The organism is Marinagarivorans sp., assembly GCF_982758155.1.
On the sequence record NZ_CEXWTU010000168.1, the window covers coordinates 1 to 11,141 of the forward strand.

Below are 11,141 nucleotides of genomic sequence, written 5' to 3' on the forward strand. Positions count from 1 at the left end.
TTCCCTGTAGGCCCCATCGTCTAATTTAGATAAACTATTATTGCCTCGCCCCTAAAGATTACTTGCAGTATTGGTGTTGCCCATCGATGTGGTAGCGAAGACTTCGATGCGGTATTTAAGCGCGCTGACGATGCGCTTTAGGGGCGTGCACCCAGGAGTTCAAAAACGGGAAGTTATTTAATACACACCCCTTATTAAGCCAAATCTAATGCTCGTAGTCGAGAGGTGGCGGGGTAAGCCGCTGCCGGCAGAGATCCTTTTGCCGTTGCTATTGTAAAGCTGTGCGCTAGCTTCTATTCTCTTCATCAATTATCTTCATTTATGATAAAAGCGTCATTTGGCGGAGGATTGTTAGTGAATAAATACTTATTGATACTGATCGTGGTTGGCCTGCTTACTGGCTGTGCCAAGCCATTACCTGAAGATCGTTTAACCTATGCGGGTGGATGGCAGGGCGAGGGTATGCTGCTGAGTATTGATATTGGCGGCACCGTTGATTATCAGCGTCAAGAGGGCAATAGCACGCGATCAATCAATGCGCCTATTAAATCGTTTCAAGGCGATAATTTTGTGGTGGGGGTACTGTTTATGGAAACCACTTTTTTTGTTAGCCAGCCACCCCAAAAAATCAACGGTACATGGACCATGACGGTTGATGACGTGGAATTAGTGAAAGTTGACGCTAACTTTTAACCCGCAAATTTGAACTTACTGAGATCTTCATTTAACTGTTTCTCGGCGGTATGAACAATCACGGAATCCGAGTGCATGGTTTGAATTTCCCTGGTGAGGTCTTGAGACCCTTGCTGGACTTGCTGCATATGCAGGTTGACTTCATTGCTGAGCATGCGCTGTTTGTCGGCGGCCACGACCACGTCTTTAATTTTTGTATTAATGGATTGTAACTTTTCAGAAATATAATTATACGATTGAGCGCTTTGCTCGGTTAGGGTAATAGCTTGGCTGGCTAACCCTTGACCCTGCTGCGTGCTTGCATAAGCTTCCTGTGCTTTAACTTGTAACTCATCAATGATGGTTTCAATTTCAGATGTAGAGGCTTGTGTTCGTTGCGCAAGTGTTCGAACTTCGTCAGCCACCACCGCAAAACCCCGGCCAGATTCCCCAGCTCTTGCGGCTTCGATGGCGGCATTTAATGCCAGTAAATTTGTTTGCTCCGCAATATTTTTAATCACATCAAGCACGCTGCCAATGGATCGACTTGCTTCTTTTAACTCGTTGGATTTAGATGCGTTAGTATCGAGTTCAGAGACCAGGTTACGTACAAGTCTTAAATTCTCCTCGACATCCTGTTTGCGTTCTTTTGCAACAAAGAGTGACTCTTGGCAATCTGCTGCAGTAATCTCTGTGCTTTCAACAATGCCAGTAATTGCGGCTTGCAGCTCTTGTACATGGGTTAGCGCGTTGTCGGTAATGTTTTTTTGATTTTGTGTTGTTTCGTTCGTGTTGCGGCTAATATCTTCAAATTTATTAAGCCAGTGACTCACTTGGCTTATATTTGTTTTCACATCTTTGAGTGTGAATTCAACCGTTGCTAAAAGGCTGTTAAAACTTTGCGCTAATACGCCCACCTCGTCTTGGCTGGTAACGGGAACTCTTGCGGTTAAGTCAAAGCATCCCTCGGTATTCATAGCCGTGATAATACGTGATACCTGTGTTATCGGTTTTACGAGTACTTGTTGAATTAACCATATTAGGCAAAGACTGAGTGCGACCAAGGTAATCAGCAGGTTAGTGAATATTTCTGTGATTTTACCTACAAGAACGGCATCCATTTGATCGCGAGAATAACTGACCGAAATTGTACCGACTTCTCTGTCGTTAGAGAAATAAATCGGGATGTTATAGGTGTTCGCCACGTTACGCTGCGTCGTTATGGAAACCATCATGCGTGATTTCTGATCCTGAATAATGATGTTCGCAATCAGTGGATTTGGTTTGTAAGAGTTCAATATTTTTTGTAAGACCTCAATGTCGTAAGAAAATATTGGGTCCGTCATAATCACTTCAAGTTGTTTGTTGGTATCCTCGACTTGTTGCTCAAATTGTTGAAGTTGATTCTCTTTGAGCGATAAGTAAGACGCGGCAGCGACAATGGCTAAAATAAGACTGATTGTACCTAATACCGACGTAAGGACTTTAAAAGTAATCGATTTCATAGTGATTCATCAATAGAGGGGTAGTTTGGGGTATACCAAAGTTCTTTTCGTTCGGTGGGTGTATTGTCGCCTAAAAAAGGGTTCTTTAATTTGATAATAGTCCGTTGCTCAATATTGGATTTTTTTAGCGCGTTTTGAATGTAAGGTTCACGATTAAACAACTGCATGAAAGATCCGTCTTCAATCATGGCCTCTAGCTGCTGCGTAAGGTGTTCGGCGAGTTCTGGTTTGGATTGTGGTACAAAATAATAAAACGGTGCTGTATACCACAGCATAATATGTGAATCGATCGTAAGGTTAAGGCTTTGGTGGTTTTCTACTTCAGTCCAAGGTTCTTGAATGCCGCGAGGAAAGTAGTCAAAACGATCGGCCTCAAGCATGGGGAATAAGTTGGTGTACTTCAACGTTTTAACAACGGGCAGTGAATTGTATTCCAGAATATTAGAGTCAGCCCAAAATCTACCTTGGCCGGCACTAAATTCTCGCAGGTCATCAAGTGTTTTTACCTTGCTAAATATCTCTGCATTTTCCTTTTTAATAATTGCAAGGCGCATTCCCATCATGCCGCGGTAAATGGGGATGTAAACGGGAATGAACTCTTGCTCGTATTCTGGCGTTGATAGAGCCACAAAAATATCGAGCTCGCCGTTCTTTAAGCCATTAATCCGTGTGCTTAAGGGGAGCGCTTCAATATCGCCATAGGGGTAAGTGATTTGATACTTCCCTCCGCGCTCAAGGGCCGCATTTAGCAGTAAGTCGGGCAGGCGACCTTTGTCGTTAGCTGCCCTGGGCACATTAATAACCTCTGCCCAGCAGCCTGTAGTTGTTAATGTAGTTGCCAAGCCTGCAAAGGCAATACTGAGCAGCCATACTTTAAATCTTATCATGCAGGTTCAAACCTCTAACCTTTTAGTCATATTAGGCTCTGTATTGGGTGCGCGAGACGAAGGGTATTGCTTCAGGCTGCCTATACGTTGATGATTTAAATCTAGCAGTCGTCTGGGGAAGGTCAACTGAGGTTGGCATCAAAAAACTATTAATGGCGCCTAGCGACGATATTTTTTATAAGTCTTAATCGGTGGGTAGTGTTGATTGTGTTTTTCAGAAATAAAATTGTCGTATTACTAATATTCTATTTATATCTGTATGAAGAGATAATTTTTTGACGTTGTTTTTAATGACTCGTTTTCTATACATTTTTACCTTTTAGGGGCGTGCACGGAATAAGTTGCTGGAATTTGGTTTTTTGGGTGCTTGCTTGACGAGGCGAAAATATGGCGTAATAGCCGGCTATTGCAAATGTTTTTAACGAAGGCAAGCGTACACCCAGGAATTCAAAAACGGGAACTTATTTAATGCTCGCCCCTTAGGCTTCGTTGCATTTTTACGTAACTGACACCGGACTTCATAAATTCAGTACCCATTACCTCAAAATCAAAACGTTGGTAAAAGTCCATAGCACTTGTGCGCGCATCGCACCAAAGTATTTCAGCTTTTAATTGCTGCGCTTCGCTAATCGTGTGTTGTAGCAGCTGTTTGCCAATACCTTGTCCTTGGTATACGGGAAGGGTGGCGAATTTTCTAAATTGCATGGTGTTGTTTTGTATTGGAGTGTGGTTGCCATATAGCGAGATAACGCTGACGAGCTGAGCACCGATAAAACCGCCAAAGTGGTGGGCGCTCTCATCGCCGGCAACTTGGCAAAAGGCCGGTGTTTTATGGGGCCACAAAACCTGATGGCGACTCAAGAGTTTATCGAAAAAACATGGTCTGTGGTGGCGGGTGTGCCGGCGGGTAAGGTTGTGGCTTACGGGCAGGTTGCGAAAATGGCGGGTTTTTCGGGTTATGCCCGCCAGGTGGGTGCAACGCTTAAAGCCTTACCGGCTGAAACCAAGCTGCCATGGCATCGTGTGGTGAATGCGCAGGGGCGATTATCATTTGCGGTGGGTAGCGGGCCTTATGAGCGGCAGCGTAAATTGTTGGAAGCTGAAGGCATTATCTTTAAGGGCGATAAAATCCCCTCAGCATTCTTTTGGTGCTAATTATTTAAGCTTAGCGGTTTCCATCAGCGCAATAATAATGTCGTTAATTGCGGGGGCGTCGGTGCAAAAAATAGGCGAGCCAATAATCCAGTAGGCGGCTTTTTTATGGCTAATCAGGTGGTAAATTAACAGCGATGCCTCGTCGCCTTCGCCGGCTTGGTAAAGCTTATAGCTCACCGGTACATCGGCTTCTGTTGCATACACATCGTTTTGCAGCACCGTTACCGTGCCAAATTCTTTCTCCAGCGCGGTTTCCAGTTCGGCCCAGTGTTCATCGTGGCTAGCGTGAGGTGGTTGCTCGTCAAGGGCAATGGTAAAGCTCACTTGCTCGTCTTCCCAAAAACAGACCACGTTTTCTTCGATGCCAAATTCAGGTAAAGGCTGGAAAGAGAAGTTATCGCTAATAGAAATATCGACAGTTAACCATTGGGCAAAGGATACACGGCTCATAGGGGCTCATAGGGTAGGTGGTGGGGAATAGCGAAACGCTAAAGATGGCGGGTATTTTAAGGCAGTGAGTACGATCTGTGAAGCTAGGGTGTTTGGGATTATGGGGGGGGGTTAACGGGTAATAAAAAAGCGCTAGAGGCCTACTTCGTCATCTAGCGCTTTCAGTGATTTAGTTATGCTGAGCTATGAGCGTTAAGCCCTAGCTTTATGCCATAGCTAAGGAAGGTACTGCTCTATCGCGTCGTACCACTTTTTCCCCATTCGGGAATAACCCGCAGCGTTAGGGTGAATGCCATCAGCTAGCTCGCCAGAAGGGAAGCCTTGAAACTGGTCAACGAAAATAACTTTAAAGCCTGCATCCGCTCGCGATTGCACAATACTAGGTATGGCTTGGTTGTAGCTGGCAATACGGGCGGCGTGGTCTTGCCAAGGGATAATCGAGGCAACGGCAACCAGTGCGAGCGGTGCTTGATCGAGAATGTCGTCAAGCAAGTCTTCTAGGCGCCCTTCTAGGCCGCTGGGGCCGTTCCACATATCGTTGGTGCCAATGTGTAGCAGTACAATATGTGGTGCGCCATCAAAGGCTGGGCTTGGGATAAGGTCGTTAATTTGTGCGACAGTCCATCCACTATGACCTTGATGGCTTTGCGGGAAGGCAACGCCCGCAACGTTGGACGGGCCATTTTGGTTGTCGCCCACAAAGGTAATTTTTTTGCCCGCATTGACCGCTAACTCAAATAAAGGCGCGCGGTAGCCTCCTGCGCCGGTAGCGGGAACGCCGTCAGTAATTGAATCGCCAAAGGGTAGAATTCTGCAGGGCGCGTTTGCTGGGCAAACGTCAGAATCGTTGAGCATTGGCTCAATATATTGGCCGCCGTGAGACGAATAAATAGCAAAGCCGCTGAGTGTCGCATTATCGATACTGGCATTTAAGGTAATGGTGAGCTTTTCATCGGTTACGTTAAGTGCATCTGTGGTGAAGCTGTAAGCGCTGTCGTGGCCCACGGTGTTGTAAATATCTAAGTCTGCAAGCTTTGTGCTGCCTTCAATACTGATGCTGAAATTGCGTGCTGCACTGGCATTTTGAAACATTTCAACAAAATGTAAAACGACGGTGTAGCTCGCGTTGGTTACGGGAATGTTGTAGGTGAGGGTTTCGCCGTAGCGCTCGGATTGAAACAAGCTGCCGTCATCGCTATTCGCAATAGGGTCTGCGGTGCTGTTTTGTGTGCCGCCCGAGCCAAATTGGTCGCGCCCGTATTCAACGCCATTATAAGTAACCACATCGCTAGAGCCGACATTTACCGCTTTCACCAGCGTAAGGTTTGTGTTGGGCGCGCTAGAAGAGCTGCTGATGATGGCTTCGCTACTGAGTAATGTAGCGCTAGTTAACACGGCACTAGAAAGTGCGGCGCTTGAGCTGGCCGTGGCGACGAGGCTTGAGGATGATGCTGGAGTCTCGGTTGCAACGCAGCCAGTAATACTGAGCAGTACAGCGGAGAGTAGAAAAGGTTTCAAGTTCATGGCGTTACCACTTTATGGGCTTTAATATTTAAGCCTCGCCTGCTTGTACTAGCCGTGCGGGGCTTTATTAAACACAGCGGCGAGTGATCTCATTACTTGGCCATAACCGTTTTTTGTTAAAGATGGTTATGGCCTAGGCTGTTTTTTTTGAGAGAGAGGTTCACACGCTATCGCTGAATTGCCTTTTATTTTAGGTAAAGTAAAAAGCCTTGAAACCCTCCTTTGGGGCAGGGCTGTGAGGTGGTTCATGCAAATTGCAAAAGCGCGTTAGTTGGGGTAAAAATTAATATGCGTACAGATAAAAATAAATCAGCATTTTTTTATCTGATGAGAGTAAATATTTTCCAACATGACTAATTAAAAAATATTTACTTTGTGATTGATCTGGATGTGAATTAACGCGCATATTATTACCGAAACTGTCTTGCCTTTAGTTTTATTTCCTCCAATGAGCAGTACGTTATTGGCACTATAAATATTGTCATAACGGCTAAAAGCATGCCGCCAAAAATAGGAATGGCCATGGGGATCATAATGTTGGCCCCGCGCCCGCTAGAGGTAATCACCGGCAGTAAGGCGATTAGGGTTGTGGCGGTGGTCATCATCGCGGGGCGTACCCTGCGCAATCCGGCGGTAATGGTTGTTGCGCGTATCGCGGCCAATGTTTGCGGCTTTTCTTGGGTGAATAACTGTTTAAGGTAAGTGCTCATAATCACGCCGTCGTCTGTGGCGATACCAAATAACGCAAGGAATCCAACCCAAACGGCAACGCTTAAGTTAATGCTACCCACCTGAAAAACATCCCTTAAATTACTGCCAAAAATAACTATGTCTAAAAACCAAGGTTGGTTGTATAGCCAAATTAGAATAAACCCGCCGCTCCAAGCAAAGAGTATCCCGCTAAAAATAATACTCATAATGGCAATGCTTTTAAATTGTAGGTATAGCACCATGGCAATCGCCAGAAAGGCAAGGGGGATGATTAGGGTGAGCTTTTTTTCGGCCCGTATTTGGTTCTCATAGCTGCCAGTGAATTGATAGCTTACGCCTGCGGCAAGTTTAAAATTGCCGTTGTCTATTTGCTGTTGCAAAAAAGCTTGGGCATCTTCTACCGCTGTAACTTCGGCAATGTGGCTGTGTTTATCAAATAAAACATAACCGACCAGAAAAGTATTTTCGGCTTTAATCACTTGTGGGCCGCGTAAGTAATTAATACTAGAGAGCTCTTTAAGTGGCACCTGTGTGCCATCGGGCGCGGCCACTAAAATGTTTTGAATACCCTCGATGGAATCGCGCAATTCGCGCTGGTAACGCACCCTTACGGGGTAGCGCGCGCGGCCTTCTACGGTATAAGTGATTGGCATGCCACCAATGGCCACTTCGATAACCTCTTGCACGGTTTTAATCTTTATCCCATAACGGGCAATGGCATTGCGGTCGATGGCAATTTCCAAATAGGGCTTCCCTACAATACGGTCGGCGAATACGGCTTGGCTTTTAAGGCTGGGGACTTGTTTTAAATAACCTTCTATTTGCAAGGCTGTTTTTTCGATAGTGGCTAAATCAGGGCCAAAAACTTTTAAGCCCATAGGTGCACGCATGCCGCTTTGTAGCATCACAATACGCGCCGCGATGGGTTGTAGTTTAGGCGCCGAGGTAGCACCGGGCACATTACCGGCGGTTACAATTTCTTGCCAAATATCATCAGTTTGGTGAATGTGATCTCGCCATTGTCGAAAAGGCTTACCTTCTTTATCGGCTATAAGGTCGCCATCAGTATTGCGCGTAAATGTTTGCTCTTTGGTATTGTACTTAAAGCGTAAAACATTGCCTTTGTCGTCGCTTTTATATTCTGGGGCAATACTGATCATCGTTTCGATCATGGATATAGGGGCGGGATCCAAAGGGCTTTCGGCGCGGCCTAACTTACCCACCACATCGATCACTTCTGGAATGGCGCTAATCGCTTTGTTTTGTAGGGTTAAAATATCCATCGCTTCGCCAATGCTGGCGTGGGGCATGGTGGTTGGCATAAAAAGGTAGGAGCCTTCGTCAAGGCTAGGCATAAATTCTTTTCCTAGCCCAGGCAGGGTTTTTTCGGCCGATTGCCAGAACGCTGTGTTTTTAATCGCATTCGGTGAAAAACTAAAAACAGTATTAAACCCCAGCCATATGCAACCACCAAAAATAAGCACGGCACACATGGCGCTATAAAACAGAATCTTTTGTGTGAGCAGTACGGTTAGCATTTGTTGATAATAAAAAATAAAAAGTGCAAAAAAAGCCAGTAACCCAGCAATAAGGCCAAGCACAAAAATAGCATTGGCGCTGTCGCTATCTGCGCCAAAGGGCTGCCAGCTAGCGGCTAGCAATAAAGTAATGATTATGGCTAAAATTGCATAAAATGCATTTTTGAGTACGTGGGCTATACGCGGGGGTAAATACGCTTGGCCTAAGTTAAACGCAGCTGTCGCAAAGACCAAAACACCTAGCCACCAAGGCGCAAAATGTACAACAAAAGGAAGCGCAATGCCCACTAGTGCCATAATAAGCCACAGTGCGCGTGTGCCCGCATTGGGAATACGGCGCACTAATAATAGGTGTGCAAGGGTGGGGATTAAGACAAGGCTAATAATAAAGGCGCCCACCAGTGTGAAGGTTTTGGTATAGGCCAGTGGTGTAAACAGTTTGCCTTCGGCGGCTTCCATCGTAAAAATGGGTAAAAAACTAATGATGGTTGTGAGCAGTGCCGTGGCGATAGCGCCAGAGACTTCGGCGCAGGCGTTGTACACTGTTTTTAGATGATTATTGGCATCGGGGTTATTGCGTAAATGTCGGTGAATATTTTCGGTAAGAACTATGCCCATATCGACAATAGTACCAATGGCAATGGCAATGCCCGAAAGCGCAACAATATTGGCATCAACACGAAACAGCTTCATGCCAATAAACGCAGATAAGACAGCCAGCGGCATAATACCGGCTATTAATAATGCACTGCGCAGGTGTAGCATTAACAGAATCACAACAATAAAGGTGATTAACAACTGCTGATGAATCGCACTTTCAAGGGTATGTAATGTTTCTTTGATTAAGTCTGCACGATTATAAAATGGAATAATGCGAACTTGGCTTAGGCTACCGTCTGCTAAGGTTTTGCTGGGCAGGCCTGGAGTAATTGCAGCAATTTTTTGATTGATGCGTTTGATAACCGCCAGTGGGTTTTCGCCGTAGCGTGCAACCACCACACCGCCTACGGCCTCACTGCCTTCTTTGTTTAAAGCACCGCGCCGCAAGGCTGGGCCAAAACCAATAGTGGCAATTTGTGCGAGGGTAATGGGCACGTTATTACGCTGGGTAATTACGGTGCGGTTTAAATCTTCTAAACTTTTAATAAAACCTAAACCGCGAATGACATATTCAACGGCGTTAATTTCAATTGTGCGTGCCCCGACATCTAAATTACTGGCGCGCACGGCATCGAACACTTCGGCCAGTGTTATTTGGTACGTCCGTAAAGCGTCGGGGTCGACATCTATTTGATACTCTTTAACAAAGCCCCCAACCGAGGCCACTTCGGCTACGCCATCTACCCCTTGTAGGGCGTAACGCACTAGCGAGTCTTGGGTGCTTCTTAATTCTTGTAAATTCCAGCCTCCGGCTGGTTCGTTGTTGGCATCGCGGCCTTCGAGGGTGTACCAAAATATTTGCCCAAGCGCGGTTGCATCTGGGCCAATTTTGGCCTGTACACCGTCGGGTAATGTGCCTGCGGGTAGGCTATTTAATTTTTCGAGAATACGACTGCGCGTCCAATAAAATTCGGCATCGTCTTTAAAAATAATATAAATAGAGGATATACCCAGCATGGAATAGCTGCGCACGCTTTTAACGGCGGGTAAACCCAATAGCGTGGTTGTTAGCGGGTAGGTGATTTGATCTTCAATATCCTGCGGCGAGCGTCCAGGCCATTCGGTAAAAACAATTTGTTGGTTTTCACCAATATCGGGAATGGCATCTACAGGTACTGGCGCGCGCAACAGCTGGTTATTGTCCCAATCGAAAGGGGCGACTAAAAAACCCCAAAAAATTAAGCCCGCCGCAAGTAAAAAAGCGACTAGCTTATGGTGTAAGCTAAAATGAATAATAGCGTTTAAAGGGTTAAATTTATTCATTGTGTGGCCCCGCTAGTTGCGCTTTATGGGTGCCGCAGCGCAACATGGCTTTGCCAAAATAGGGGTTTTGTGTGGTGGCCGATGTTTGCAACCAGCTCGCGCCCCTGTCGGGGTGTGCCATGGGGCAGTACATTTGGTGAATGGGCGTATCAAACGTACCCGCATGATTATTCACGCCTTGCATTAAATAAAGGCTTAACGTTTCAAAATGCGGTAGCCGCAACGCGCTGAGTGAATCGCTGTTAAGCATTGTTTTTATCAGTTGTTGTAGCGTGGGTAACGGGGTACTGGCCGATAACAGTTGTTGCAACTGGGCGCGGGCCTCCTCAATATTATCGTTGGCCAGGGCACGCTGTAATTCAAAGTACAACGGCATTAATATTTTCAGCTGGGTTGCCGTAAGTTCTGAAGCTTCTAGGTGCGGTGTTTCTTTGGGGGTGTTTGTGGGAGGCTTGTTCGCCGGATTGTGTGTTCCGGACATGGCGCCGTGGTTGTGCTGGCTAGGTGCGCGGTTGGGTGCTGGGGCCATCATGCTGGGTTTAGCTTGAATTTGCAGTGCGCTGTCTATTTTAAAAGCGCCTTGGGTAACCACTAAGTCGCCTTCGTTTAATCCGCTGTTTACAATAAATACATCACCCGCGCGTGGGCCAAGCACAATTTCGCGACCTTCAAACATGGGCTGTTCTTGCGCGGGTATTTTTACGTAAACCACGGCCCGTTTGCCGGTGCGCAATACGGCGCTTGCGGGCACGACCAAAGGCGCATTGTGATAGGGA

The 11,141-nt window shown here is 46.2% G+C and carries 8 protein-coding genes and 1 pseudogene; 2 read left to right on the top strand and 7 right to left on the bottom strand.

The window, feature by feature from the left end:
- Positions 1-354: 354 nt before the first annotated feature.
- Positions 355-693: a hypothetical protein gene (locus AC3A8L_RS15505; RefSeq protein ID WP_487963180.1), complete on the top strand. Its 339-nt coding sequence runs from the start codon at positions 355-357 to the stop codon at positions 691-693.
- Here AC3A8L_RS15505 and AC3A8L_RS15510 read toward each other — a convergent pair.
- The 3 genes from AC3A8L_RS15510 to AC3A8L_RS15520 all read right to left on the bottom strand — a co-directional run bounded on the left by AC3A8L_RS15510 (position 690) and on the right by AC3A8L_RS15520 (position 3,907).
- Positions 690-2,177 carry a methyl-accepting chemotaxis protein gene (locus AC3A8L_RS15510; protein WP_487963181.1) on the bottom strand — a complete coding sequence of 496 codons (1,488 nt, stop codon included), beginning with the start codon at positions 2,175-2,177 and terminating at the stop codon, positions 690-692. The genes AC3A8L_RS15505 and AC3A8L_RS15510 overlap by 4 nt on opposite strands.
- Positions 2,174-3,064 (bottom strand): diguanylate cyclase, encoded by an 891-nt coding sequence (locus AC3A8L_RS15515; protein WP_487963182.1) that lies wholly within the window; start codon positions 3,062-3,064, stop codon positions 2,174-2,176. Before AC3A8L_RS15515 ends, AC3A8L_RS15510 begins: the two co-directional genes overlap by 4 nt.
- Before the next feature lie 465 nt (positions 3,065-3,529).
- Positions 3,530-3,907, bottom strand: a complete 378-nt coding sequence (locus AC3A8L_RS15520; protein WP_487963183.1) for a GNAT family N-acetyltransferase — start codon at positions 3,905-3,907, stop codon at positions 3,530-3,532.
- Here AC3A8L_RS15520 and AC3A8L_RS15525 point away from each other — a divergent pair.
- Positions 3,896-4,219, top strand: a complete 324-nt coding sequence (locus AC3A8L_RS15525) for an MGMT family protein (protein WP_487963184.1) — start codon at positions 3,896-3,898, stop codon at positions 4,217-4,219. The two genes, AC3A8L_RS15520 and AC3A8L_RS15525, sit on opposite strands and share 12 nt — an antisense overlap.
- Here AC3A8L_RS15525 and AC3A8L_RS15530 read toward each other — a convergent pair whose 3' ends face one another.
- The 4 genes and pseudogenes from AC3A8L_RS15530 to AC3A8L_RS15545 form a co-directional block, all read right to left on the bottom strand.
- Positions 4,220-4,669 carry a hypothetical protein gene (locus AC3A8L_RS15530; protein WP_487963185.1) on the bottom strand — a complete coding sequence of 150 codons (450 nt, stop codon included), beginning with the start codon at positions 4,667-4,669 and terminating at the stop codon, positions 4,220-4,222.
- A 216-nt stretch (positions 4,670-4,885) separates the two neighbouring features.
- Positions 4,886-6,193 (bottom strand): malectin domain-containing carbohydrate-binding protein, encoded by a 1,308-nt coding sequence (locus AC3A8L_RS15535; protein WP_487963186.1) that lies wholly within the window; start codon positions 6,191-6,193, stop codon positions 4,886-4,888.
- A 410-nt stretch (positions 6,194-6,603) separates the two neighbouring features.
- Complete coding sequence (locus AC3A8L_RS15540) at positions 6,604-10,365, bottom strand: efflux RND transporter permease subunit (RefSeq protein ID WP_487963187.1); 3,762 nt, start codon at positions 10,363-10,365, stop codon at positions 6,604-6,606.
- Positions 10,358-11,141: pseudogene (locus AC3A8L_RS15545) on the bottom strand (hypothetical protein); the annotation flags it as partial. The gene AC3A8L_RS15540 and the pseudogene AC3A8L_RS15545, both read right to left, overlap by 8 nt.

Excerpts from the sequence above, each read along its gene's own strand:
- AC3A8L_RS15525 (WP_487963184.1), top strand. The coding sequence starts at position 3,896 with ATGGGGCCACAAAACCTGATGGCGACTCAAGAGTTTATCGAAAAAACA.
- AC3A8L_RS15535 (WP_487963186.1), bottom strand. The coding sequence starts at position 6,193 with ATGAACTTGAAACCTTTTCTACTCTCCGCTGTACTGCTCAGTATTACT.
- AC3A8L_RS15510 (WP_487963181.1), bottom strand. The coding sequence starts at position 2,177 with ATGAAATCGATTACTTTTAAAGTCCTTACGTCGGTATTAGGTACAATC.
- AC3A8L_RS15540 (WP_487963187.1), bottom strand. The coding sequence starts at position 10,365 with ATGAATAAATTTAACCCTTTAAACGCTATTATTCATTTTAGCTTACAC.
- AC3A8L_RS15515 (WP_487963182.1), bottom strand. The coding sequence starts at position 3,064 with ATGATAAGATTTAAAGTATGGCTGCTCAGTATTGCCTTTGCAGGCTTG.
- AC3A8L_RS15530 (WP_487963185.1), bottom strand. The coding sequence starts at position 4,669 with ATGAGCCGTGTATCCTTTGCCCAATGGTTAACTGTCGATATTTCTATT.